Origin of the sequence: Gordonia asplenii (assembly GCF_012933505.1) — a bacterium.
GTDB lineage: Bacteria > Actinomycetota > Actinomycetes > Mycobacteriales > Mycobacteriaceae > Gordonia > Gordonia asplenii.
The window spans coordinates 25,733-49,610 of sequence record NZ_JABBNB010000027.1; the positions used below are offsets into that span (position 1 = coordinate 25,733).

The window sequence follows — 23,878 nt, forward strand, 5'->3', positions numbered from 1 at the left end:
AGGGTGACAATGCGCGCGCCTGATCAGCGTCCGTTCAAGCGCTCCATTCGCTGACCGGTAACGCCGGCGATCACATCGAAGTCTTTGTCGACATGCAGCACTATTCGCCCGGAAAGCTCAGCAGTCGCCGCAATCAGCAGATCCGGTATCGACGGTGCACGATGGTGGCCCTGCTGCACCAGCAGACGCTGCACCTCGACCGACCGATCCTCGATCGCAGGAGTCAGATACTCGATGATCATCGCCCCAACCGGCGTGCCGATGACCATTTCCGACCAGTCAGCGGCAGAGCGCGCCGAGTACCCCACTTCGAGACGAGTCACGGTCGATATCGCGACCAAGCCCCGATCGATCCGGCCGAGCCATTCGTCGCTATCAGGGCTCGCCGACAGCCGTACCAACGCGGATTTGTCGATCAGCCACTGGCTCACGACCACGCGGAATCCATCACGTCGTCGTCCGCCAAATCCGTCGCGAGCTTGCTGAATCGAGCCAGATCGCTTGCGGTAGTTACCGACTGGGTTCGACGAGCCTCGGCCTGCAGCCGGCGTCGAAGATACTCACCACGCGGCAGGCCCAACTGTTTCGCTTGCGCATCGAGTAGCTTCAAATCTTCGGCAGACAGGTTTCGAATCAGCACATCAGGCATACGCCACCTCCTGATATAGAATGATATCAGGCTAGCGGGAAGATCGCCGCACACATCTCTACTCCAACACCACCCGCAGAAACGTCGCGGTCGCCGACGTCTCGTTCACATACGCGTACTGCTGTGCACTGCTGTAGGTTCGGTGACCCCCGACGCCGAGTTCGACCCGCTCGGCGTCGAACTCGACGACGATGGCGCCCTCGGTCACGAAGAGCATCTCGTGCCAGCCGTCGGGGTCGGGCTCGGCGTCGTAGCGATCACCTGGCCCGAGGCTCCACCGCCACAGTTGCCCCTCGGCGCGCGCGGGCGCACTGCCCAATAGCGTCGCATGACTCGCCGAATCGCTTCCGCGCCACATCAATTCGTCGATCTTGTCCCGGGTGGCACTGGGGGCGATGACGAGACTGACGAACGTCGTGTCGAGCGCCGCGGCCAAAGTGTCGAGCGCCGCGAGGCTCACATTGGCCTGCCCGGCCTCCAGGTTGATGACCGTACGACGGCTGACACCCGCGGCATCGGCCAGTCCCTGCTGACTGAGCCCGGCAGCGCTGCGGAGTCGTCGAACATTGGCGCCGACGTGCGCGAGGACGTCGGGGGAGGTGTCGTCGGACATGGGCCAACCCTAACCGCCGTCGAGTGTCCCACGGCATCGGCCATTGTCGCGTCGATCACTCCGATGTGAATTAAGTTGCACATCGGGGGCGAGGTTTCCTAGAGTGTGCAGAATGCTGCACATTGCCCGGTCTCGACTCCACCGACTGCCCTTCACCCGGCAGGAACTGTCGCTCGTCGCAGTCACCGCGGTGTGGGGTTCGACGTTCGTGGTGATCGCCAAGGTGATGCAGTACAGCGGTCCCCTGTTCTTCATCGGTATCCGATTCCTCGCGGCTGCGGCCATTGCCGCCGTCGTCTTCCACCGCAGCCTCGCGCGTATCACCAGGACGGATCTGATCGCCGGTGTGTCCATCGGTGTCACGATGACATTCGGCTACGGCCTGCAAACCTACGGTCTGCAGACACTCGACGCGAGCACGTCGGCGTTCATCACCGCGATGTATGTGCCCCTCGTCCCGCTCCTGCTGTGGGCGGTCTTTCGGCGGACTCCGAAAGCGATGACAATCGCCGGCGTCGGTCTCGCGTTCACCGGTCTGATCCTGCTCGCCGGTCCGAGCGCCGCCGGTATCAGCCTGGGCGCGGGCGAAATCGCCACGTTGCTCGGTGCAGTGGCGATGGCCGCCGAGATCATCCTCATCGGATCCTTCGCGGGCAAGGCGGATCTGGGCCGGGTCACCATCATCCAGCTCTTCGTCGCTGGTGCCGTCGCGCTGCTGGTGATGCCGGTGGTCGGCGAGTCGGTACCGTCGTTCTCGTGGTGGTGGCTGGGAGCCGCGCTGGGCATGGGCGCGGCCAGCTGCCTGATCCAGGCGACGATGAACTGGGCGCAGCGCACCGTTTCGCCGACGCGGGCGACGATCATCTACACCGGCGAGCCGGTCTGGGGTGCGGTGTTCGGCCGGCTCGCCGGAGACCGCCTGGGACCCCTGGCGCTGGTTGGTGCGGTGCTGATCCTCGCGGGCGTCTTGGTCAGCGAGTTGAAGCCCAAGCAACCGGCCGACGCCGAGATCGAGGGAGAACTGGCGCAGGCCGGCACTCGCTGATCTATTTCTTGCGCAGCAACTCCACGATCGTCTTCGACAGCGCGATCGGATCGACCGGCAACGACGCCGATGCATCGGCGCGCGACCAATCGGCCAGCCACCGGTCGGCCGTGCGGGCGATTAGCACCACCAGGGGCGGGCACGGGTCGTACTCGTCGCGGATCTGCTTGGCGACGCCCATGCCGCCCGCCGGCGTCGCCTCGCCGTCGAGGATGGCGACGTCGATCGCGTGCGCGTCGAGCTGCGCGTAGATCATCGGTTCGGTGGCCACCTCGACATAGTCGAGGTCGGGCAGGTCGGGGTGCAGCGACGTTCCGAGGGCCCCGATCACCTGCGCGCGGGTGCGCGCGTCGTCGGAGTACACCAGCACGCGCAGGGTCGCCCGACTGCTGACGCCGGACGCCGATTCCGTTGCCTGACTCACGCCCCCGATGCTATCGACTGGCCTGCCCGCCGAACTTGATTTACTCAAGATTCACCTCCGCCGCCGATGCTCGTGAGTAGGGTGAGAGCTAGGTCACAGCCATGACGTCAGATGCTCCCGCCACGCGGCGCATCACGACAGCGGAGGGCTTGAAAAGGCATGAACGCGTACGTACCGATTTTCGTGTTGGGCGCAATTGCGCTGGCGTTTGCGGTTTTTTCCGTCGTCATCGCCTCGGTCGTCGGACCAAAACGGTACAACCGCGCCAAATTGGAAGCCTACGAGTGCGGCATCGAACCGCTGCCTCCGACCGCGGGTTTCGTGCAACGCATCCCGATCAAGTACTACCTCACGGCGATGCTGTTCATCATCTTCGACATCGAGATCGTCTTCCTCTACCCGTGGGCGGTCGCGTTCGATTCCCTCGGCTGGTTCGGGCTGGCCGCCATGACGCTGTTCATCGTCAACGTGTCCGTCGCATACGCCTACGAGTGGCGCCGCGGCGGATTGAGTTGGGAATAACCACTAGATCTCACCGGGAGAAGGAGACGCGCCATATGGGCCTCGAAGAGAAACTGCCCAGCGGTTTCCTGCTGAGCACCGTCGAGGGCCTGGCCGGATACATGCGCAAGGGATCGCTGTGGCCTGCGACGTTCGGTCTGGCATGTTGCGCCATCGAGATGATGGCGACGACGTCGGGCCGCTACGACCTGGCTCGCTTCGGGATGGAAGCGTTCCGGGCGTCGCCACGTCAGGCCGATCTGATGATCGTCGCGGGCCGGGTCAGCCAGAAGATGGCACCCGTGCTCCGCCAGATCTACGACCAGATGGCCGAACCGAAATGGGTTCTGGCGATGGGGGTGTGCGCGTCGTCGGGCGGCATGTTCAACAACTACGCGATCGTGCAGGGCGTCGATCACGTTGTGCCGGTGGACATCTACCTGCCGGGCTGCCCGCCGCGGCCGGAGATGCTGCTCAACGCGATCCTCAAGCTGCACGAACAGATCCAACAGATGCCGCTCGGCGTGAACCGCGAACAGGCCGTCTGGGCGGCCGAGCAGGCCGCGCTGAATTCGACGCCGACGATCGAGCTCAAGGGGCTCCTCCGATGACCGGCGCCGGGAGCGGCCCGAATGTCACCGGCGCCGGGAGCGCAGCGAGCGGGCTGAACGCAACCGGCGCCGGGAGCGTCGAGCCGCGAGCGGGTGCCGCCGAGCGCATCGGAACCCGCCACGGACTGTTCGGGGCGAAGGGCTCCGGCGACACCTCCGGCTATGGCCGGATGGTGGCGCCGATCAGCTTGCCGGGCAACAGTTCTCGCCCCTATGGCAGCTACTTCGACGACGTCGCCGACCAACTCGCCGCCGGATTGTCGCGGCGAGAGATCGGCTACGACGAGGCCGTCGAGAATGTCGTGATCTACCGCGGCGAGATGACGATCCACGTCCGGCGCACACATCTGCTCGCGGTGGCGTCGACGCTGCGCGACGAACCCGCGCTGCGTTTCGAACTGTGCTTGGGAGTCAACGGCGCCCACTACCCCGACGAGACCGGACGCGAACTGCACGCGGTGATTCCGCTGCGCTCGATCACCCACAATCGTTTCGTGCGTCTCGAGGTGACCGCGCCCGACGCCGATCCGCGTATTCCGAGTCTGTGCCGGGTGTATCCGACCAACGACTGGCATGAGCGCGAGACCTTCGACTTCTTCGGCATCGTCTTCGAGGGACATCGGTCGTTGACGCGGATCGAGATGCCCGACGACTGGGACGGCCACCCGCAGCGCAAGGATTATCCGCTCGGCGGAATCCCGGTGGAGTACAAGGGCACGACGATCGCTCCCCCCGATCGGCGCAGGTCGTACAACTGATGTGCCCACGGAGTGAGTCGAAGTGCGCCGTATTGAGCGAACGGAGTGAGTCGAAATGACCGACACCACCTTCACCGTCACCGGCCGCGATTGGGACGACGTCGTCACGGCTGTCCGCGAGCGTCGGGCGGCGCTGCCCGACGACGAGCGCATCGTCGTCAACATGGGGCCGCAGCATCCGTCGACGCACGGCGTGTTGCGGTTGATCCTGGAGATCGACGGCGAGACCGTCACCGAGGCTCGGTGCGGAATCGGCTACCTGCACACCGGAATTGAGAAGAATCTCGAGTTCCGCACCTGGACGCAGGGGGTCACGTTCGTGACCCGGATGGACTATCTGTCGCCGTTCTTCAACGAGACCGCGTACTGCCTCGGCGTGGAACGCCTGCTCGGCATCACCGACGACATTCCCGAGCGTGCCAGCGTCATCCGAGTCTTGCTGATGGAGCTCAACCGCATCACCAGCCATCTCGTCGCGTTGGCGACCGGCGGCATGGAACTCGGCGCGGTGACCCCGATGTTCCTGGGATTCGGTGCGCGCGAGACGATTCTGGACATCTTCGAGTACATCACCGGACTGCGGATGAATCACGCGTTCATCCGGCCGGGCGGTATCGCGCAGGATCTGCCCGGCGACGCGGTGGACAAGATCGGCGCCGTGATCGACGCCCTGCCCGGGCAGATCGGCGAGGTGGAGGAACTCCTCAACGACAACTACATCTGGAAGGCCCGCACCCAGGGGATCGGCTACCTCGATCTCACCGGCTGCATGGCACTCGGTATCACCGGCCCGGTGCTGCGCTCGACGGGCCTGCCGCACGATCTACGCAAGACCAATCCGTACTGCGGATACGACACCTACGACTTTGACGTCGTCACCGAAACCACCTGTGATGCCTACGGGCGCTACATGATTCGCATCAACGAGATGAAAGAGTCGATCCGCATCGCGCGACAGTGTCTCGACCGTCTGCGCCCCGGCCCGGTGATGGTCACCGACCGCAAGCTCGCCTGGCCCGCCGACCTCGCCGTCGGCCCCGACGGCCTCGGCAATTCACCCGAGCACATCGCCGAGATCATGGGCGAGTCGATGGAATCGCTCATTCATCACTTCAAGCTGGTGACCGAAGGCATGCGGGTACCGGCCGGGCAGTGCTACGAAGCCATCGAATCGCCGCGTGGCGAATTGGGCGTGCACATGGTCAGCGACGGCGGCACCCGACCCTACCGAGTCCATTTCCGCGACCCCTCGTTCACGAACCTGCAAGCCGTCGCCGCGATGTGCGAGGGCGGCCTCGTCGCCGACGTCATCACCGCCGTGGCGAGTATCGATCCGGTGATGGGAGGCGTCGACCGATGAGTGACCTGCAACAACCGGTCTTCCTGGAGGTACTGGCTGGCCCGCCCGCCCAGTTCGCCACGTCGACGCCGACACCGCCGATCGCATTCGATGGGCCACAACGCTATTCGGATGAACTCACGTCGCGTCTCGCCGCCGAGGCGGCCGACATCATCGGGCGCTACCCGCAGTCGCGCTCAGCGCTGCTGCCGTTGCTGCATCTGGTGCAGAGCGTCGACGGCTACATCACACGCGCCGGAGTCACCTTCTGTGCCGAACAATTGGGGCTCACCGCGGCGCAGGTCGCATCGGTGGCCACGTTCTACTCGATGTACCGGCGCGAACCCACCGGCGAATACCTCATCGGCGTCTGCACCAATACCCTGTGCGCGGTCCTCGGCGGCGACGAGATCCTCGCGTCGCTGACCGAGCACCTGGGCGTCGAACCGGGCGGGACCACGGCCGATGGGCGCATCACCGTCGAACATGTCGAATGCAACGCAGCCTGCGATTTCGCTCCCGTGGTGATGGTCAACTGGGAGTTCTACGACAACCAAACCCCGACGTCGGCAACAGAACTCGCCGAAGACCTGCGCGCCGGAATCGCTCCGCCGCCGAGTCGCGGTTCGACGACGCTGTGCTCGTTCCGGCAGACGGCCCGGCTGCTGGCGGGGCTGCCGCCGGCCACCTCGTCCGACGACGGGAGCGCACCCGCATGACCACCGTCGAATTGCCCCCTGCCACACCGGAACCCGCCCAGGTCCCGGTCCTCAGCCGGTACTGGTCCGACGCCGAGTCGTGGACGCTGCCGAATTATCTGCGCCAGAACGGATATCAGGGACTACGCGCCGCGCTGCGGCAGGCGCCCGACGATGTGATCGAGACCGTCAAAGCGTCCGGTCTGCGCGGCCGCGGCGGCGCGGGCTTCCCGGTGGGCACCAAATGGTCGTTCATCCCGCAGGGTTCGGCGCCCGGCGGCGACCGGCCGCACTACCTCGTCGTCAACGCTGACGAGTCCGAGCCCGGTACCTGCAAGGACATGCCGCTGATGCTCGCCTCGCCGCATATGCTCGTCGAGGGCGTGATCATCGCGGCGTACGCCATCCGCGCGCGCCACGCGTTCATCTACGTGCGCGGCGAAGTCGCCTCGGTGATCAGCCGACTGCGCACCGCGGTCGCCGAGGCATACGACGCAAACCTGCTGGGCGCGAACATCTTCGGCTCCGGGTTCGACCTCGACCTCGTCGTCCACGCCGGCGCCGGCGCCTACATCTGCGGCGAGGAGACCGCACTGCTCGACTCCTTGGAGGGGCGTCGGGGACAACCGAGACTGCGTCCGCCCTTCCCCGCGGTCGCCGGCCTCTACGCCAGCCCGACGGTCGTCAACAATGTCGAGTCGATCGCCAGCGTGCCGTCGATCATGCGCAACGGTGTCGACTGGTTCCGATCGATGGGCACCGAGAAGTCGCCCGGATTCACCATGTATTCGCTGTCGGGACACGTCACTCATCCTGGTCAATACGAGGCGCCGCTGGGAATCACCCTGCGTGAACTCCTCGAGCGGGCCGGCGGCATCCGCGCCGGACACACCCTGAAGTTCTGGACGCCCGGCGGCTCGTCGACGCCGATCTTCACCGCCGAACACCTCGACGTCCCACTGGACTACGAAGGTGTCGGCGCCGCCGGATCGATGTTGGGCACCAAGGCGATTCAGCTGTTCGACGAGACGACGTGCATCGTTCGGGCGGTGCTGCGGTGGACCGAGTTCTACGCCCACGAATCGTGCGGCAAATGCACCCCGTGCCGCGAAGGCACCTACTGGCTCGTTCAACTGCTCAAGCGACTCGAAGCGGGCGGCGGCACACCGGCCGATCTCGACACCCTGTCCGAGGTGACCGGCAACATCGTCGGAAAGTCGTTCTGCGCCTTGGGCGACGGCGCGGGCAGCCCCATCATCTCGTCGCTCAAGTACTTCCGCGACGAGTATCTCGCCCACTTCGCGACCGACGATCATCCCGGCGGCTGCCCGCTCGATCCGTCGCGTTCGACCGTGTACGCCGACAAGGGGGTCCGCCCATGACGACGATCGACGCCAGCCCGGCCAAACCGCCGGTGCCCGACGACTACGTCACGGCGACCATCGACGGCACCGAGGTGTCGGTTCCCAAGGGCACCTTGGTGATTCGCGCGGCGGAGTTGGTCGGTCTGGACATCCCGCGCTTCTGCGACCATCCCCTGCTCGACCCGGTCGGCGCGTGTCGGCAATGCCTGGTCGAGGTGGAGGGTCAGCGCAAGCCGATGGCGTCGTGCACCATCACCGTCACCGACGGCATGGTGGTACACACCCAGTACTCGTCGGCGCAGGCGGCGTCGGCGCAGCGCGGCGTGATGGAACTGCTTCTGATCAATCACCCCCTCGACTGCCCGACCTGCGACAAGGGCGGCGAATGCCCGCTGCAGAATCAGGCGATGTCGGCCGGGCGCACCGAATCGCGCTTCGCCGAGACGAAACGAACCTTCACCAAGCCGGTGCCGCTGTCGTCGGAGGTGCTGCTCGATCGGGAGCGCTGCGTACTGTGCGCGCGGTGCACCCGCTTCTCGGAGCAGATCGCCGGCGATCCGCTGATCGCTCTGGCCGATCGCGGTGCGCTGCAACAGGTCTCCGCGTACGCGGAGGAACCGTTCGAATCCTACTTCTCCGGAAACACCGTGCAGATCTGCCCGGTCGGGGCGCTCACCGGCGCCGCCTATCGCTTCCGCGCACGACCATTCGATCTGATCTCGTCGCCGAGCGTGTGCGAGCACTGCGCGAGCGGATGCGCGCAGCGCACCGATCATCGTCGCGGAAAAGTGTTGCGCCGCTTGGCCGGTGACGACCCCGAGGTCAACGAGGAGTGGAACTGCGACAAGGGCAGGTGGTCATTCGCCTATGCGAGCGCACCGGATCGGATCACCACGCCGCTGGTCCGCGACGCGGGCGGCAAGCTACGGCCGGTCTCCTGGGCTTTCGCACTGGCGACGGCGGCGAAGGGGCTGCGTTCGGGACCGGCGGGGGTGCTGGCCGGCGGCCGGGTGACGGTCGAAGACGCCTATGCGTACGGCAAGTTCGCGCGGGTGGTCCTGGGCACCAACGACGTCGACTTCCGCTCCCGCGCACACAGTGCCGAAGAAACGGAATTTCTCGCCGCCCACGTCGCCGGAACCGGAATCGCGTTGACCTACCACGAATTACAGCAGGCGCCGGTCGTGGTGCTCGCCGGATTCGAGCCCGAGGAAGAGTCCCCGATGGTGTTCCTGCGGCTGCGCAAAGCGGTGCGCCAGCGAGGCCAGCGGGTGTACTCGATCGCCTCGTGGGCGAGTCCGGGCCTGACCAAGCTGTCCGGTGAGCTGATCGCCACCGTCCCGGGCGCCGAGGCGGCGGCCCTCGACGCCGCGCGCGACCTGCTGCGCGTCGACGGCGCGGTACTGATCGTCGGCGAACGACTCGCGGCCGGCCCCGGCGCACTCACCGCGGCGGCGAACGTCGCCGCCGAGACCGGCGCGCGGCTCGTGTGGATTCCGCGCCGCGCGGGCGAGCGCGGGGCCGCCGACGTCGGGACGGGCCCGAACATCCTGCCGGGCGGGCGACCGGTCGGATCGAATGCCGCACGCCGCGACATCGCTGCGATCTGGGGTACCCAACCACCGGGCGCCCCCGGCCGGGACACCGACGGCATCATCGACGCGGTCCGCCGAAACAGCTTGTCCACCTTGCTGATCGGCGGCGTCGACGCCGACGACCTGCCGATGCCGTCGGCACTGACCAGCGCACTGGCGTCGGCCGACTTCGTGGTCAGCCTCGAACAGCGGCACAGCATCGTGACCGCCCGCGCCGACGTCGTCTTCCCCGTCGCCGCCGTCGCCGAGAAGGCGGGAACTTTCGTCGACTGGGAGGGCCGGCCCCGGACGTTCCGCGCCGCGCTCGACGCCGCGACCGAAACCCTCCCGCTCTCCGACCACCGGGTGCTCGGCGCGATCGCGGCCGAGATGGGCATCGAATTGGGTTGTGACAGTGTCGATTCCGTTCACTCCGAGCTGCAGCGGATGGGCGGCTGGGACGGTGATCGGCACGTCATGGCCGCCACCGCACCGGTGCCGGTTCCGGCGACCGAACCCGGGCAGGCGATCCTCGGATCGTGGCGCATGCTGCTCGACGGCGGGCGACTGCAAGACGGTGAACCGCATCTGGCCGGCACCGCGCACCGACCGGTCGCGCGGCTCAGCGCCGCGACCGCGGCGGAGATCGGCATCGCCGACGGTGCCCCGCTCCGGGTCTCGACCATCCGCGGGGCGATCACCTTGCCACTGGTCGTCACCGAGATGCCCGACCGTGTGGTCTGGGTCCCGATGAATTCGCCTGATTCCCAACTCTATTCGACGCTCGGGACCACGATGGGCAGCGTCGTCGGGATCGGCGGCGGCGATGAGTGAGTCAACGACGGTACTCGCCGAGTTCCCCCGGCTGGCGGACTTCGGCTACGACACCTGGTGGCTGATCATCGCCAAGTGCATCCTCATCTTCGGGTTCCTGGTGCTGACGACGCTGGTCGCGATTCTGGCCGAGCGTAAAGTGATGGCGCGCATGCAGCAGCGGCTCGGACCCAACCGGGTCGGACCGGGCGGTGCGCTGCAGAGTCTGGCCGACGGCGTGAAACTCGCTCTGAAGGAAGGCCTCACGCCGTTCGGCGTCGACAAGGTGGTCTACCTGCTGGCGCCGATCATCGCGGTGGTGCCGGCGATCATGGCGTTCGCCGTCATTCCCATCGGACCGATGGTGTCGGTCTTCGGGCATCGAACTCCGTTGCAGCTCACCGACCTTCCCGTCGGGGTGCTCTACGTCCTCGCGATCACCTCGATCGGCGTGTACGGCATCGTCCTGGCCGGCTGGTCGTCGGGCTCGACCTATCCGCTGCTCGGCGGGCTGCGCTCGACCGCCCAGGTGATCTCCTACGAGATCGCGATGGGCCTGTCCTTCGCCGCGGTGTTCCTCAACTCGTCGACGATGTCGACGTCGGAAATCGTTGCCGGACAAGCCAAGCACTGGTACGTGATTCTGGTGCTGCCATCGTTCGTGATCTACACGATCGCCATGGTCGGCGAGACCAACCGCGCCCCGTTTGACCTTCCCGAAGCCGAAGGCGAGCTGGTCGGCGGCTTTCACACCGAATACTCGTCGCTCAAGTTCGCGATGTTCATGCTCGCCGAATACATCAACATGGTGACCGTGTCCGCGCTGGCGACGACGCTGTTCCTCGGCGGGTGGCAGGTTCCCTGGCCGGTCAGCATGTTCGATTGGGCCAATTCCGGCTGGTGGCCGGTGCTGTGGTTCGTCATCAAGGTTTGGATCTTCCTGTTCATCTTCATCTGGCTGCGAACGACGTTGCCGCGCTTGCGTTATGACCAGTTCATGAACATGGGCTGGAAAGTGCTGATCCCGGTGGCGCTCGCCTGGGTGCTGGTGGTTGCGGTGATCCGCGAACTGACCCGCGACAGCGCGGCCTGGGTGCAGGTACTGATCCTGGCCATCGCCGGAATCGTCGTGACGGGACTGCTCATCGCCGGCATCTGGCAGCTGATCAAGTTGCCGAAGTCGGCACGCGCACCTGCGCCCGACGATGCGCCGTTCGACCCGCTCGCCGGCGGCTTCCCCGTACCACCGCTGCCCGGTCAGGTCCTCCCCGCGCCGTCGGCGTCGGCGAAGCTCCCGAACGGCACCATCCGCACCCAACTCGCCACGAGCACGAGCACAACGAAGGAGAGCAGTGATGCCTGACATCGGCAAACCCATCGCCGGGTTCGGGGTGACCTTCTCGACGATGTTCCGCAAACCGATCACCGAGCAGTATCCCGAGCAGAAGGAACCGACGGCGGCGCGCTACCACGGCCGTCACCAACTCAATCGATACCCCGACGGGCTGGAGAAGTGCATCGGCTGCGAACTGTGCGCCTGGGCCTGTCCGGCCGACGCCATCTTCGTCGAGGGCGCGGATAACACTGCCGAAGAACGCTTTTCACCGGGCGAACGCTACGGCCGCGTCTATCAGATCAACTATCTGCGCTGCATCGGCTGCGGGCTGTGCATCGAGGCTTGCCCCACGCGGGCACTGACCATGACCAACGACTACGAACTCGCCGACAGTACCCGCGCAGGCATGATCTACGAGAAGCAGCAACTGCTCGCGCCACTGGAACCGACGATGACGCCGCCGCCGCACGACATGGCGCCCGGTTCCCGTCCGGAGAACTACTACCGCGGCGACGTCGGGGCGGACGGCATGACGACGCGCGCCGAGGATACGACCTCATGACAGTCCTGGTGGCCGAACAACTCACCCACACCTCCGGCGCCGAGGCGGTGCAGTTCTGGATCCTCGCCGTCGTCGTCGTGATCGGCGCACTCGGCGTGGTGCTGAGCCCCAAAGCGGTGTACTCGGCCATCTTCCTGGCGATGACGATGATCATCCTCGCGGTGTTCTATGTGGCGCAGGGCGCGCTGTTCCTCGGGGTCGTGCAGGTGGTGGTGTACACCGGCGCCGTGATGATGCTGTTCCTGTTCGTGCTGATGCTGATCGGCGTCGATTCGTCGGACTCGCTGGTGGAAACCATTCGGGGACAACGGATCATCGCGGCGGGCCTGGGGCTCGGTTTCGGGGTGCTGCTGATCGCGGGCATCGCGAACGCGTCGCTGGCGATCTTCGCCGGAGCACCCGACTACAGCCACGGCACCGCTCCCGGCGGCGGCAACCAGAACATCCAGGCCCTCGCCGAACTCATCTTCGTGCGCTACCTGTGGGCCTTCGAGTTGACTGGCGCACTGCTCATCGCCGCGACGCTCGGCGCGATGGTGCTGGCCCACCGACAGCGGTTCGGGCCGCGCCAGGGGCAGAAGGAACTGTCGATCGAGCGATTCCTCAAGGGCACCCACGTCACGCCGTTGCCCAGCCCAGGCGTCTTCGCGCGGCACAACGCCGTCGACGTCGCGGCACTCGAACCCGACGGCAGCCCGTCGGCCCTGTCGGTCAACGCGATGCTCACCGCCCGCGAGATGGGTACCGGAGCGAGCGGGGCTGCGGTGACCGCGAAGGGTGCCGAACGATCGCTGGAGGAATCCCGATGAACCCGGCCAACTATCTCTATCTGTCGGCATTGCTGTTCGCGATCGGCGCATCGGGAGTCTTGTTGCGGCGCAACGCGATCGTGGTGTTCATGTGTGTCGAGCTGATGCTCAACGCCGCCAATCTGTCATTCGTCACCTTCGCGCGGATGCACGGCAGCCTCGACGGTCAGGTCATCGCGTTCTTCACGATGGTCGTCGCCGCGGCGGAAGTCGTTGTGGGCCTTGCCATCATCATGACCATCTTCCGTACGCGTCGGTCCGCCTCGGTCGACGACGCCGATCTGCTGAAGCGGTGAGCCGATGAGCGCTGAGACCACCGGCCACCTGCTGTGGCTGATTCCCGCGTTGCCCGCCCTCGGCGCTGCGATCCTGCTGTTGGCCGGACGTCGTAGCGACAAGTGGGGGCATCTGCTCGCCACCGCGTTGGCGCTTGCCGCCGCCGTCGTCGGGATCGTGACGTGGATCGGCATGATCGGCCGCGCCGACGCCGACCGCGCGGTGCACAGCACGCTCTACAGCTGGGTGCCGGTGGGTGGCCTGCACGTCGACTTCGGTCTCCAATTGGACCAGCTGTCAATGTGTTTCGTGCTGCTGATCACCGTGGTCGGCTCGCTGATCCACATCTACTCGATCGGCTACATGTCGCACGACCCCGACCGTCGGCGTTTCTTCTCCTACTTGAATCTCTTCCTCGCCGCGATGCTCGTGCTGGTGCTCTCCGACAATTACCTCGGGCTGTATCTGGGCTGGGAGGGCGTCGGCGTGGCGTCGTATCTGCTCATCGGCTTCTGGCAGCACAAGCCGAGTGCCGCAACGGCGGCCAAGAAGGCATTCGTCGTCAACCGTGTAGGCGACATGGGGCTCGCCATCGCGTTGATGATCATGTTCGCGACGTTCGGATCGGTGAGCTTCGCCGGAGTCTTCGGCTCCGCAGGCGATGCGCGCCAGGCCACTATGACCGCACTCGGTTTCATGCTGCTGCTCGCGGCGTGCGGCAAGTCGGCGCAGGTACCGCTGCAATCGTGGCTCGGCGACGCCATGGAGGGTCCGACACCGGTGTCGGCGCTCATCCACGCGGCCACCATGGTGACCGCGGGCGTCTATCTGATCACGCGGTCGGGACCGATTTTCGATCTGGCGCCCGCCGCGCAGACCGGAGTGGTCGTGGTCGGTGCGGTGACCCTGCTCTTCGGCGCGATCATCGGCTGCGCCAAGGACGACATCAAGAAGGCACTCGCGGCGTCGACCATGAGTCAGATCGGTTACATGGTGCTCGCCGCGGGTCTAGGGCCGGCCGGGTACGCGTTCGCAATCATGCATCTGCTCACCCATGGCTTCTTCAAGGCCGGGCTGTTCTTGGGTGCCGGTTCGGTGATGCACGGCATGAACGACGAGACCGACATGCGCCGCTTCGGCGGGCTGCGGACGGCCATGCCGATCACATTCGTGACATTCGGCATCGGGTACCTGGCGATCATCGGTGTTCCGCCGTTCGCCGGGTTCTACTCCAAAGACCACATCATCGAAGCGGCCTTCGGAGCGGGCGGTGCGCGGGGCTGGCTGCTCGGTCTCGCCGCACTACTGGGCGCGGGGATCACCGCGTTCTACATGACGCGGGTGATGTTGATGACGTTCTTCGGCGAGAAACGCTGGGCGTCGGCGCCGGGAGCGGAGCGAGCGGGCCACATGTCACCGGCGCCGGGAGCGGAGCGAGCGGGCCACATGTCACCGGCGCACCCGCATGAGTCGGGTTCGACGATGACCGGGCCGATGATCGTGATCGCGGTCGGGTCGGTGGCGTCCGGTGCGCTGCTGGCGATCGGCGGGACCCTGTCGGACTGGTTGGCGCCGGTCGTCGGGCATGGCGGGGAGGAGTCCCTGCCCATCCCGTCTCTCGCGCTTACGGTGATCATCCTGGTGGTGGTGGCGGTCGGCGTCGCCGTCGCCTGGCAGCGGTACGGCCGGGCCGCGATCCCGGAGACCGCCCCCACCGACGTCTCCGGACTGACCCGGGCCGCACGCGCCGACCTGTACGGCGACGCGATCAACGAGAACCTCCTGATGCGTCCCGGCCAGGAGGTGACCGCGGGTCTGGTCGCCTTGGAAGACAACGGACTCGACGGTGTGGGACGTGGCGTCGGCGCTACGGTCACCACGTCGTCGACCTGGATTCGTCGCTGGCAGAACGGATATGTGCGTTCCTACGCGACGTCGATGCTGGCGGGCACCGTCGTGGTGGTCGTCCTGATCATGGCGGTGAATGTCCTATGAGTCTCACCATCCTGTGGCTGCTGCCCGCAGTCGTGTCGTTGGTCGTGATGCTGCTTCCGGCGAGCGCCGCGCAGGCGGTCAAGTATCTCGGCATGGCCACCACGCTGGTCGTTCTGGCTCTTGCCGTGGCTCTCGCAGTCGGCTTCTCCCCCAACGGATCTCGGTTCCAGTTCACCGAGGATGCGAGCTGGATAAGCTCGTTCGGCGCGCGCTACTCGCTCGGCCTCGACGGCATCGGTCTGGTCCTGGTTCTGCTGACCGCGGTCCTCATGCCACTGCTGTTGTTGGCCGGCTGGGGTGATGCCGACCCTGCGACGGCCGACGGGTCCGGCGAGCGGAAGAACCGCGGGGTGCACACGTACTTCGCGTTGATGTTGTCGGTCGAGGCGATGGTGCTGATGAGCTTCGTCGCCACCGACGTGCTGCTGTTCTACATCTTCTTCGAAGCGATGCTGATCCCGATGTACTTCCTGATCGGCGGCTTCGGCAGTGTCGGCGCGGATCGCGACGGTGACATTGGGCCCGCTCGCTCCGCTCCCGGCGCCCGGTCCCAGGCGGCGGTGAAGTTCTTGCTGTACAACCTCTTCGGCGGGCTGATCATGCTCTCGGCCGTCATCGGCCTGTACGTGGTGACAGCACGGTCGGGGCTGGGCGTCGACGGTCGGGGCACCTTCGATTTCACGGTGATCAGCGAGGCCGCCGCCAACGGGCGGCTCGACGCGTCGTCGGCGACGCTGAACCTGCTGTTCCTCGGTTTCATGTTCGCCTTCGCGGTGAAAGCCCCGCTGTGGCCGCTGCATTCGTGGCTGCCCGATGCCGCGGTGGCGGCCACCCCGGCGTCGGCCGTCCTCATGATGGCGGTTATGGACAAGGTCGGCACCTTCGCCATGCTGCGCTTCTGCATCGGGTTGTTCCCCGACGCCTCACGGACTTTCGCGCCGATCATCTCAGGCCTGGCCGTCGTCGGAATCGTCTACGGAGCGATCCTGGCGATCGGGCAGAGCGATGTGATGCGGCTGATCTCCTACACGTCGATCTCCCACTTCGGTTTCATCATCCTCGGTATCTTCGCGATGACTTCGCAGGGACAGTCGGGATCGACGCTCTACATGGTCAATCACGGAATCTCCACTGCCGCATTATTTCTCGTGGCCGGGTTCTTGGTTTCGCAGCGCGGCAGCCGCCTCATCGCCGACTACGGCGGTGTGCAGAAACTGGCGCCGGTCCTCGCCGGCACCTTCCTGATCGCGGGACTCGCCACGCTCTCATTGCCCGGACTCGCTCCGTTCATCAGTGAATTCCTCGTCCTGATCGGCACGTTCACGCGCTACCCGGCCGCCGCGATCGTGGCGTCGGTCGCGTTGGTGCTGTCGGCGATCTACATTCTGTGGACGTATCAGCGCATGATGGGCGGCCCCGCACCGCAGCGTGCCGCCGACGACGACGCACCGCCGATCCGCGATCTCGGCTGGCGGGAGCGGCTCGTCGTCGCACCGCTCATCATCGCCCTGCTGGCGTTGGGCTTCTTTCCGCGGATCGTGCTGGACTTCGTCAATCCCGCTGTGTCCCATACGTTGTCGACGGTGCACCAGACCGATCCGACGCCGACCGCCGCAGGAGGTTACCGATGAACTCGGTCTCGGTCATGACCGTCGCACTGGACTCCCGCAGCATCGACTATTTCCGGCTGTCCCCCATGCTCATCGTGTTCGGGGCGGCGGTCGTCAGTGTGCTCGTCGAGGCGTTCGCGGCCCGCACGATCCGTTATCGCCTGCAGCTGGCGCTGTCGCTGTCGGGTTTGGTCGGTGGATTCGTGGCGTTGCTGTTCGTCGCGCGGGCACATGCGACCGCGTCGGAGATCGGGCGGGCGGTGATGTCGGGCGCGGTCATCGTCGACGGTCCGACGCTGTTTCTGCAGGGCACGATCCTGCTGATATCGGTTGCCGCAGTGGCGTTCATGGGTGAGCGTCGGCTGGATCGCGTGTGGGCGCCGGTGGAGGTGCAGAGCACCGCGTCCAAGCGGGTACCCGTCGGCGTCGGTGGATCCGGCGACGACGCCGACCTTCCCGCAGACGCCTTTACTCCTTCTGCCGCAACGGTTCCCGGGTCGGCCGACGAGCTGATCGCCGCCCGCGCCGGGGCGATCACCACCGAGGTGTTCCCGCTGACGTTGTTCGCGGTCGGCGGCATGATGCTGTTCCCCGCGTGCGGTGACCTGCTGACGATGTTCATTGCGCTGGAAGTGTTTTCGCTTCCGCTGTATCTGATGTGCGGGATCGCGCGGCGTCGACGATTGTTGTCCCAGGAGGCGGCGCTGAAGTACTTCCTGCTCGGTGCCTTCTCGTCGGCGATCTTCCTCTTCGGGGCGTCCTTCGCCTATGGCGCAACGGGTTCGCTGTCGCTCGGCGCGATCGGCATCGCGTTGACGTCGGCGTCGGATGTCACGTTGGGCCTGATCTCACTCGCGCTGCTGGGCGTCGGGTTGCTGTTCAAAGTCGGCGCTGTGCCATTCGGTTCCTGGGTGCCCGACGTCTATCAGGGTGCTCCCACGCCGGTGACCGCGTTCATGGCGTCCGCCACCAAGGTCGCGGCTTTCGGCGCACTGCTGCGGGTGCTCTACATCGGATTCCCTGCGCTGCAACACAAGTGGGAGCCGGCACTGTGGACGGTCGCGATCGCGACGATGGTCGTGGCCACGTTGATGGCGGTCACACAGAGCGACATCAAGCGCATGTTCGCGTACTCGTCGATGAGTCACGTCGGCTTCATGCTCGTGGGTGTGATCGCGCTGAGTCGGGCTGGATTGTCGGCAACGCTCTTCTACGTTGCGGCGTATGCCCTTTCGTCGTTCGGCGCGTTCGCGATCATCGCCGTCGTGCGCGACGACTCCGGGCGGGAGGCCACCGACCTCGCCGCGTGGGCGGGACTCGGGCGGCGCAATCCTCTTGTCGGGTCGATGCTTTCGCTGTTCCTGCTCGCGTTCGCGGGTATTCCGCTGACGAGCGGGTTCATCGCGAAGTTCGCGGTCTTCGGCGCCGCGGGCGGTTCGGGCGCGTGGGCGCTGATCATCGTCGGCGTGGTGTGCAGCGCCATCGCGGCGTACTTCTACGTCCGGGTGATCGTGGCGATGTTCTTCACCGAGCCGACCACCGACAGCGGCGACGTCGGGGTGGTGCGCAAACCCAGTATGCTGACGACCATTCCGATCGCGTTGTGCGCCGCGGCCACTCTGGTGCTCGGCATCTTCCCGCAGCCGCTGCTGGACCTGGCTCACTCGGCCTCGCTTTTCCTGCCGTAGGGGTGTTGGCGGTCGAGCTGCCTCAGCTGGTTGAGCTGCCTCAGCTGGTTGAGCCGGTCGAGGCGCCTTAGTTGGTTGAGTTTTGGTTGAGTTTGGATTCACCGCTGGCAGGCTCTCTTCGCTGGTTGAGCCGGTCCGAGCGCCGTGCTGAGCGAGGCGCTAGCCGAGTCGAAGTAGCGCTAGCCGAGACCGTGTCGAAACCTCGCACGACGACGCCCAACGCACATCAATGCGTTGCGACGGTGATGAATTCGTGTCGCCGGGTTTCGATACGCCGCGTCTCGCTGCGCTCGTCGAGGCTACTCAACCAGCAGAGGGGAACCTCATCCAGCGGGGCGGGTTTCGATACGCCGCGTCTCGCTGCGCTCGTCGGGGCTACTCAACCAGCGGAGTGGGCCTGCCGTCGTCGCTGAATCCAGGCTCAACCAGCGGAGGGGGAACTACCCTTGATCGGTCCAAGAAGATACGTTGAGAATCGATGACGCCACAATCGACACTCCTCATCGCCAACCGCGGCGAGATCGCCCTGCGGATCATCCGTACCGCAACCGAGCTCGGGCTGCGTACCGTCGCCGTGTACGCCGACGACGACGCGGACACCCCACACGTGCGCGCGGCGTCCACCGCGGTCGCATTGCCCGGGGCGGGGCCGTCGGCGTACCTGAACCAACAGGCGGTCCTGGATGCTGCCGAGGCGTCCGGCGCCACCCTCGTTCATCCCGGCTACGGATTTCTCGCCGAGAACTGGGAGTTCGCCCGCCGATGCGCCGGCGCCGGGCTGACGTTCGTCGGCCCGTCGCCGGAGTTGCTGGCCACTTTCGGCGACAAGCGCCTCGCGCGATCGGCGGCCGTGGCCGCCGGTGTTCCCGTCGTCGCCGCAACGTCCGGCGACGGCGGACTCGACGAGATCCGCGTGTTCTTCGACGCTGCCCCGAGCGGCATCATGATCAAAGCCGTCGCGGGCGGCGGCGGACGCGGAATGCGCGAGGTGCACGACGCCGCCGACATCGAAAGCGCATATCGCGCTTGCGCTGCCGAGGCAGAACTGGGTTTCGGTAGCCCGGAGGTGTTCGTCGAGCAACTGCTCGGTGCGGCGCGGCATATCGAAGTGCAGGTCGTCGCGGCAGCGTCGGGCGACGGCCATGCGTATGCGCTCGCTCTGGGCGACCGCGACTGCAGCGTACAACGGCGTCATCAGAAGCTCATCGAAGTGGCTCCCGCACAAGACATCTCGCCCGCGCTACGCCGATCACTGCATGCGGCGGCGGTCACGCTGATCGCACGCGAAGGGTATTGCGGTCTCGCCACGGTCGAATTCCTTGTCAGCGGAAGTGATTTCGTCTTTCTCGAGGTCAACCCCCGAATTCAGGTGGAGCACACCGTCACCGAGGAGGTCACCGACACCGATCTCGTGGCGGTGTCGCTGGCGATCGCGACGGGAACGTCGTTCGGGGACCTGCGCCTACCGCCCGGCGTGAGCGCCCGCGATCACGACGTGCCCACCGGCGAACCTGCGTCGTCGGCGGGCGTCGCCATCCAGGTGCGCATCAACATGGAGACTACTTCCGTTGACGGCCAGACGATTCCGTCAACGGGAACCCTGACTGAGTTCACCCCGCCGTCGGGTCCGGGAGTGCGGGTGGACACCTACGGTCGAACGGGGCTGACCATCAGTCCCCGCTACGACTCACTGCTGGCGAAGGTGATCGTGTATACGCGTGTCGGCGGCGTCGACGCCGCGGTGCGCAAAGCGCTCGGCGCGCTCGACGAGTTCGCCGTCGCGGGTGTCGCGACGAACATCGGGTTGCAGCGAGCTATTCTGTCGGACAACGACTTTCAGTCAGGCGTCGTCGATACGGCCTGGTTGGGTGCGCGGATGTCGGAGTTGGTCGAGTCGTCGGGTCCGGCATCCGCGCAGGTGTCTGCCGCGGACCGGTATGCCGACGACGAGGTGATTCGCGCATCGATGGCGGGGATCGTCGTGGAAACCGCGGACGAGTCGGCGCGGATCGCTGCCGGTGGTCAAGTCGCCGTTCTCGAGGCGATGAAGATGCAGCACGTGGTGTCGAGTGCGGGCAGCGTCGTCGTCGAACGGGTCCTCGTGCGACCCGGCCAGTCGGTCAATCCCGGTGACCCGCTGTTGGCGGTTGCCGTCGACGATGCGGCTTCCGGTGACCACGGCGTCGACGATGCCTCCGACCACGAGCGCGCCGATCTCACCGAAATCATTGCGCGGCACGAGATCACGCTCGATGCGGCTCGACCTGCCGCGGTCGCCAAAGTGCACGGGCGGGGACGACGGACGGCGCGGGAGAACATCGCCGACCTGGTCGACGACGGCAGCTTCGTCGAGTACGGCGCGTTGGCGATCGCCGCACAGCGGAGTCGGCGCAGTGAGCAGGATCTGATCGAGAACACCCCGGCCGACGGGCTCGTCGGCGGGACGGCCACCATCGGCGCGGAGCGCTTCGGCTCGGCCGCCGAGGTGGTCGTCATGTCCTACGACTACAGCGTTCTCGCCGGCACGCAGGGCATGCGCAATCACGCCAAGACCGACCGGCTGCTGGAATTGGCTGCGCGCAAACGGGTTCCGTTGATTCTCTTCGCCGAGGGCGGAGGCGGGCGGCCCGGGGATACCGATTGGTCGGGCAATGCGCTCGACGTTCCGACGTTTCGCACCATCGCGGCACTCAACGGTCGGGTGCCGACGGTGTCGATCGTGTCGGGACGCTGCTTCGCAGGCAACGCGGCGCTGGCAGGCGCCTGCGACGCGCTCATCGCGACGCCCGACGCCAACATCGGGATGGGCGGGCCCGCGATGGTCGAAGGCGGTGGACTGGGCGTCTATCGGCCCGAGGAGATCGGACCGATCCACATTCAGCGGCGCAACGGCGTCGTCGACCTCGCCGCCGACGATGAGCAGCATGCCGTCGGGCTCGCCAAGCAGTATCTGAGCTACTTCCAGGGCAGCGTCGACGACTGGCGGGCTCCCGATCCGGACCTGGCCCGCGCGGTGGTCCCGGAGAATCGGTTGCGCGCCTACGACGTTCGGCGGGCCGTTGCCGCGATCGCCGACGTCGGGTCGGTGTTGGAACTACGCCCCGACTACGGCATCGGCATCGTGACGGCACTGATCCGTGTCGAGGGGGTCGCCTACGGCGTGCTCGCCAACAGCAGTCGGCATCTCGGCGGCGCGATCGACGCCGAGGCGTCGGACAAGGCGTCGGACTTCCTCGCGCTCTGCGAGACCCATCGTATGCCGATCGTGATGCTGTGTGACACACCGGGATTCATGGTCGGGCCGGAGTCGGAGAAGGACGCGACCGTACGGAGGTTCGGTCGGATGTTCATCGCGGGTGCGCGACTGACCGTTCCGTTCGGCGCGATCATCCTGCGCAAGGGCTACGGACTGGGTGCGATGGCGATGACGGGCGGCTCGTTCCACGCGCCGGAGTTCACCGTCGCATGGCCGACCGGCGAGATCGGGCCGATGGGCCTGGAAGGTGGCGTACGGCTCGGCTTCCGCAAGGAGTTGGAGGCCATCGACGACGCCACCGAGCGCGACAGGGTCTTCACCGACTTGGTAGCGGCGGCGTATCAGCAGGGCAAGGCACTGACCGCGGCGACGGCGTTCGAACTGGACGACGTGATCGACCCGGCGGATTCGCGGCGGTGGATTGCGACGCTGGGAACGGGGTAGGTCCGATGGTCGTGCACGTCGGGCCGTCCCCGGACGCACCTCATGACGCGTCGACGACCGCCACCCCCACCCTTCCACCGTCGACGTCGACGACGGTGCCGTGGACGAACTTCGCGTCGTCGGACGCCAGATACGTTGCGGCTGCGGCGATTGCGTCGGGATGCCCGGCCTGTCCGGCCGGCGTGCCCTGCATCAGCACCTCACCCGGATACGGCGCGCCAGCGTCCAGGTCGGGTGTCCGGATAACGCCCGGAGACACTCCGTTGACCCGGATGTTGCTGTCGGCGAACTCGGCAGACCATGCGCGCGTGAGGGTTTCGAGGGCGCCCTTCGTCGACGCATACAGTGCACCCGAACCGATTCCGAGGCGCGCGACCCAACTGCCCAGGTTGATCACGGTCCCGCCGCCCGCGGCCGCCATCACCGGCGCAAGCGTCTGCATGAGGAAGAAGGGGGCTTTGACGTTCACTCCGTAGACGCGGTCGAAGGTTTCCTCGTCGACGGTGAGAGTCGTCGACGCCGGGAAGATGCCCGCGTTGTTGACGAGGATGTCGAGGCGACCGCCGACCAGGTCGAGCGCCTGTGCGGCCAGGTCGGCACTCGCCGCTGCGGTGCCGTCGAGGTCTGCGCGCACGAAGTCGGCCCGCCCACCGTCGGCGCGAATGGCGGCGACGACGTCGGCGCCACGTTCGACATCACGGCCGGAGACCACGACGTGCGCCCCTTCGGAGGCGAATCGGAAGGCGATCGCTCGGCCGATATTGCTGGTGGATCCGGTGATCAGGGCTGTCTTGTGCTGCAGGCGAGAAGTCATGGATCCGACCGTAGGACCACATTTTTGGACTAGCAAGTCCAAACTATCGCTATCGTTGACTTATGACTCTGACGACGAAGGGGCTCGCGACGCGACAGCGCATCATCCAATCCACCGCCGAGTACCTGCGCAGCAACGATCCGGGCAGCGCCACCCTCGACGACATCCGGGTGGTGACCCGAACGAGCAAAGGTCAGCTGTTCCACTATTTTCCCGGCGGTAAGGAACAGCTGTGGCTCGAAGTAGCCCGCTTCGAGGCCGACCGCGTCCTGGACGACCAACAACCGTACTTGGGCGCCCTGGACTCCTGGGAGTCGTGGGAGCAGTGGCGTACGGTCCTCGTCGCGCGCTATCGCGCGCAGGGCAAGAACTGTCCGCTGGCGACGTTGATGGGCCAGGTGGGCGAGACGGGGACCACCGAGGTGGTCACTGCTCTCCTCCAACACTGGGAAGACGATGTGCGCCAAGGGATTCTGAAACTACATTCGGCTCAGCCGCGTCACGGCGGCATCGACGCCGCGACGCTGGCGGCGGCGTTCATCGCCGGAATCCAGGGAGGCGTATCGGTACTGCGCACCACCGGCGATACCGCGCACCTCGAAGCGGTGCTCGACGTTCTGTTCGCAGCCTTGCGGACGAGCGTCGGCACCGCATCGGTCCGCCAGACTCGCGACGGCGGATCGCAAGTCTGACTGGACT

The 23,878-nt window shown here is 66.3% G+C and carries 20 protein-coding genes and 1 pseudogene; 16 read left to right on the forward strand and 5 right to left on the reverse strand.

The window, feature by feature from the left end:
- Positions 1 to 23: 23 nt before the first annotated feature.
- The 3 genes from HH308_RS21490 to HH308_RS21500 are packed head-to-tail and all read right to left on the reverse strand — an operon-like array spanning position 24 to position 1,262.
- A complete protein-coding gene (locus HH308_RS21490; RefSeq protein WP_170196302.1) occupies positions 24 to 437 on the reverse strand; it encodes a PIN domain nuclease in 414 nt (137 codons plus the stop codon).
- The gene (vapB, locus tag HH308_RS21495) at positions 428 to 649 is read right to left on the reverse strand and encodes a type II toxin-antitoxin system VapB family antitoxin (protein ID WP_170196303.1); all 222 of its coding nucleotides are present in this window, start codon (positions 647 to 649) and stop codon (positions 428 to 430) included. The genes HH308_RS21490 and vapB overlap by 10 nt, the downstream gene beginning before the upstream one ends.
- Before the next feature lie 58 nt (positions 650 to 707).
- Positions 708 to 1,262: an XRE family transcriptional regulator gene (locus tag HH308_RS21500; RefSeq protein WP_170196304.1), complete on the reverse strand. Its 555-nt coding sequence runs from the start codon at positions 1,260 to 1,262 to the stop codon at positions 708 to 710.
- A gap of 112 nt (positions 1,263 to 1,374) precedes the next feature.
- Here HH308_RS21500 and HH308_RS21505 point away from each other — a divergent pair, with 112 nt between their 5' ends.
- Positions 1,375 to 2,307 carry a DMT family transporter gene (locus tag HH308_RS21505; protein ID WP_170196305.1) on the forward strand — a complete coding sequence of 311 codons (933 nt, stop codon included), beginning with the start codon at positions 1,375 to 1,377 and terminating at the stop codon, positions 2,305 to 2,307.
- A gap of 1 nt (position 2,308) precedes the next feature.
- On the opposite strand, the gene HH308_RS21510 is transcribed toward HH308_RS21505, so the two are convergent.
- The gene (locus HH308_RS21510) at positions 2,309 to 2,731 is read right to left on the reverse strand and encodes a response regulator transcription factor (protein WP_170196306.1); all 423 of its coding nucleotides are present in this window, start codon (positions 2,729 to 2,731) and stop codon (positions 2,309 to 2,311) included.
- A 159-nt stretch (positions 2,732 to 2,890) separates the two neighbouring features.
- Here HH308_RS21510 and HH308_RS21515 point away from each other — a divergent pair, with 159 nt between their 5' ends.
- The 14 genes and pseudogenes from HH308_RS21515 to HH308_RS21585 all read left to right on the forward strand — a co-directional run bounded on the left by HH308_RS21515 (position 2,891) and on the right by HH308_RS21585 (position 22,365).
- A complete protein-coding gene (locus HH308_RS21515) occupies positions 2,891 to 3,253 on the forward strand; it encodes an NADH-quinone oxidoreductase subunit A (RefSeq protein ID WP_170196307.1) in 363 nt (120 codons plus the stop codon).
- Between the two features lie 35 nt (positions 3,254 to 3,288).
- Positions 3,289 to 3,843 carry a NuoB/complex I 20 kDa subunit family protein gene (locus HH308_RS21520; protein WP_170196308.1) on the forward strand — a complete coding sequence of 185 codons (555 nt, stop codon included), beginning with the start codon at positions 3,289 to 3,291 and terminating at the stop codon, positions 3,841 to 3,843.
- Positions 3,840 to 4,601: an NADH-quinone oxidoreductase subunit C gene (locus HH308_RS21525; RefSeq protein ID WP_170196309.1), complete on the forward strand. Its 762-nt coding sequence runs from the start codon at positions 3,840 to 3,842 to the stop codon at positions 4,599 to 4,601. The genes HH308_RS21520 and HH308_RS21525 overlap by 4 nt, the downstream gene beginning before the upstream one ends.
- A 55-nt stretch (positions 4,602 to 4,656) precedes the next feature.
- Entirely contained in the window at positions 4,657 to 5,961 is a 1,305-nt protein-coding gene (gene nuoD, locus HH308_RS21530; protein ID WP_170196310.1) for an NADH dehydrogenase (quinone) subunit D, read from the forward strand.
- A gap of 5 nt (positions 5,962 to 5,966) precedes the next feature.
- A pseudogene (nuoF, locus tag HH308_RS21540) lies at positions 5,967 to 8,020 on the forward strand (NADH-quinone oxidoreductase subunit NuoF).
- The gene (locus tag HH308_RS21545) at positions 8,017 to 10,410 is read left to right on the forward strand and encodes an NADH-quinone oxidoreductase subunit G (protein WP_170196313.1); all 2,394 of its coding nucleotides are present in this window, start codon (positions 8,017 to 8,019) and stop codon (positions 10,408 to 10,410) included. Before nuoF ends, HH308_RS21545 begins: the two are co-directional and overlap by 4 nt.
- The gene (gene nuoH, locus HH308_RS21550) at positions 10,403 to 11,752 is read left to right on the forward strand and encodes an NADH-quinone oxidoreductase subunit NuoH (protein WP_170196314.1); all 1,350 of its coding nucleotides are present in this window, start codon (positions 10,403 to 10,405) and stop codon (positions 11,750 to 11,752) included. The genes HH308_RS21545 and nuoH overlap by 8 nt, the downstream gene beginning before the upstream one ends.
- Complete coding sequence (nuoI, locus tag HH308_RS21555) at positions 11,745 to 12,287, forward strand: NADH-quinone oxidoreductase subunit NuoI (protein ID WP_170196315.1); 543 nt, start codon at positions 11,745 to 11,747, stop codon at positions 12,285 to 12,287. The genes nuoH and nuoI overlap by 8 nt, the downstream gene beginning before the upstream one ends.
- Complete coding sequence (locus HH308_RS21560) at positions 12,284 to 13,096, forward strand: NADH-quinone oxidoreductase subunit J (RefSeq protein WP_170196316.1); 813 nt, start codon at positions 12,284 to 12,286, stop codon at positions 13,094 to 13,096. The genes nuoI and HH308_RS21560 overlap by 4 nt, the downstream gene beginning before the upstream one ends.
- A complete protein-coding gene (gene nuoK / locus HH308_RS21565) occupies positions 13,093 to 13,392 on the forward strand; it encodes an NADH-quinone oxidoreductase subunit NuoK (RefSeq protein ID WP_170196317.1) in 300 nt (99 codons plus the stop codon). Before HH308_RS21560 ends, nuoK begins: the two co-directional genes overlap by 4 nt.
- 4 nt (positions 13,393 to 13,396) lie before the next feature.
- Positions 13,397 to 15,367 carry an NADH-quinone oxidoreductase subunit L gene (nuoL, locus tag HH308_RS21570; RefSeq protein ID WP_170196318.1) on the forward strand — a complete coding sequence of 657 codons (1,971 nt, stop codon included), beginning with the start codon at positions 13,397 to 13,399 and terminating at the stop codon, positions 15,365 to 15,367.
- Positions 15,364 to 16,998: an NADH-quinone oxidoreductase subunit M gene (locus tag HH308_RS21575; protein WP_170196319.1), complete on the forward strand. Its 1,635-nt coding sequence runs from the start codon at positions 15,364 to 15,366 to the stop codon at positions 16,996 to 16,998. The genes nuoL and HH308_RS21575 overlap by 4 nt, the downstream gene beginning before the upstream one ends.
- Complete coding sequence (gene nuoN / locus HH308_RS21580) at positions 16,995 to 18,665, forward strand: NADH-quinone oxidoreductase subunit NuoN (protein ID WP_170196320.1); 1,671 nt, start codon at positions 16,995 to 16,997, stop codon at positions 18,663 to 18,665. Before HH308_RS21575 ends, nuoN begins: the two co-directional genes overlap by 4 nt.
- A gap of 478 nt (positions 18,666 to 19,143) precedes the next feature.
- Positions 19,144 to 22,365 (forward strand): acetyl-CoA carboxylase family protein, encoded by a 3,222-nt coding sequence (locus tag HH308_RS21585; protein ID WP_170196321.1) that lies wholly within the window; start codon positions 19,144 to 19,146, stop codon positions 22,363 to 22,365.
- A 40-nt stretch (positions 22,366 to 22,405) separates the two neighbouring features.
- On the opposite strand, the gene HH308_RS21590 is transcribed toward HH308_RS21585, so the two are convergent.
- Positions 22,406 to 23,179, reverse strand: coding sequence for an SDR family NAD(P)-dependent oxidoreductase (locus HH308_RS21590; protein WP_170196322.1), 774 nt, complete (start codon positions 23,177 to 23,179; stop codon positions 22,406 to 22,408).
- Positions 23,180 to 23,241: 62 nt separating this feature from the next.
- Between HH308_RS21590 and HH308_RS21595 the strand changes: the two genes are divergently transcribed.
- A complete protein-coding gene (locus HH308_RS21595) occupies positions 23,242 to 23,871 on the forward strand; it encodes a TetR/AcrR family transcriptional regulator (RefSeq protein ID WP_170196323.1) in 630 nt (209 codons plus the stop codon).
- Positions 23,872 to 23,878: the final 7 nt, after the last annotated feature.

What these genes read in the sequence shown, in the direction of transcription:
- HH308_RS21505 (WP_170196305.1), top strand. Translation starts at nt 1,375, where the DNA reads ATGCTGCACATTGCCCGGTCTCGACTCCACCGACTGCCCTTCACCCGG.
- HH308_RS21515 (WP_170196307.1), top strand. Translation starts at nt 2,891, where the DNA reads ATGAACGCGTACGTACCGATTTTCGTGTTGGGCGCAATTGCGCTGGCG.
- HH308_RS21590 (WP_170196322.1), bottom strand. Translation starts at nt 23,179, where the DNA reads ATGACTTCTCGCCTGCAGCACAAGACAGCCCTGATCACCGGATCCACC.
- nuoL (WP_170196318.1), top strand. Translation starts at nt 13,397, where the DNA reads ATGAGCGCTGAGACCACCGGCCACCTGCTGTGGCTGATTCCCGCGTTG.
- nuoI (WP_170196315.1), top strand. Translation starts at nt 11,745, where the DNA reads ATGCCTGACATCGGCAAACCCATCGCCGGGTTCGGGGTGACCTTCTCG.
- HH308_RS21500 (WP_170196304.1), bottom strand. Translation starts at nt 1,262, where the DNA reads ATGTCCGACGACACCTCCCCCGACGTCCTCGCGCACGTCGGCGCCAAT.
- HH308_RS21545 (WP_170196313.1), top strand. Translation starts at nt 8,017, where the DNA reads ATGACGACGATCGACGCCAGCCCGGCCAAACCGCCGGTGCCCGACGAC.
- nuoD (WP_170196310.1), top strand. Translation starts at nt 4,657, where the DNA reads ATGACCGACACCACCTTCACCGTCACCGGCCGCGATTGGGACGACGTC.
- HH308_RS21575 (WP_170196319.1), top strand. Translation starts at nt 15,364, where the DNA reads ATGAGTCTCACCATCCTGTGGCTGCTGCCCGCAGTCGTGTCGTTGGTC.
- nuoK (WP_170196317.1), top strand. Translation starts at nt 13,093, where the DNA reads ATGAACCCGGCCAACTATCTCTATCTGTCGGCATTGCTGTTCGCGATC.
- HH308_RS21520 (WP_170196308.1), top strand. Translation starts at nt 3,289, where the DNA reads ATGGGCCTCGAAGAGAAACTGCCCAGCGGTTTCCTGCTGAGCACCGTC.
- HH308_RS21525 (WP_170196309.1), top strand. Translation starts at nt 3,840, where the DNA reads ATGACCGGCGCCGGGAGCGGCCCGAATGTCACCGGCGCCGGGAGCGCA.
- nuoN (WP_170196320.1), top strand. Translation starts at nt 16,995, where the DNA reads ATGAACTCGGTCTCGGTCATGACCGTCGCACTGGACTCCCGCAGCATC.
- vapB (WP_170196303.1), bottom strand. Translation starts at nt 649, where the DNA reads ATGCCTGATGTGCTGATTCGAAACCTGTCTGCCGAAGATTTGAAGCTA.
- HH308_RS21560 (WP_170196316.1), top strand. Translation starts at nt 12,284, where the DNA reads ATGACAGTCCTGGTGGCCGAACAACTCACCCACACCTCCGGCGCCGAG.
- HH308_RS21595 (WP_170196323.1), top strand. Translation starts at nt 23,242, where the DNA reads ATGACTCTGACGACGAAGGGGCTCGCGACGCGACAGCGCATCATCCAA.
- nuoH (WP_170196314.1), top strand. Translation starts at nt 10,403, where the DNA reads ATGAGTGAGTCAACGACGGTACTCGCCGAGTTCCCCCGGCTGGCGGAC.
- HH308_RS21585 (WP_170196321.1), top strand. Translation starts at nt 19,144, where the DNA reads ATGACGCCACAATCGACACTCCTCATCGCCAACCGCGGCGAGATCGCC.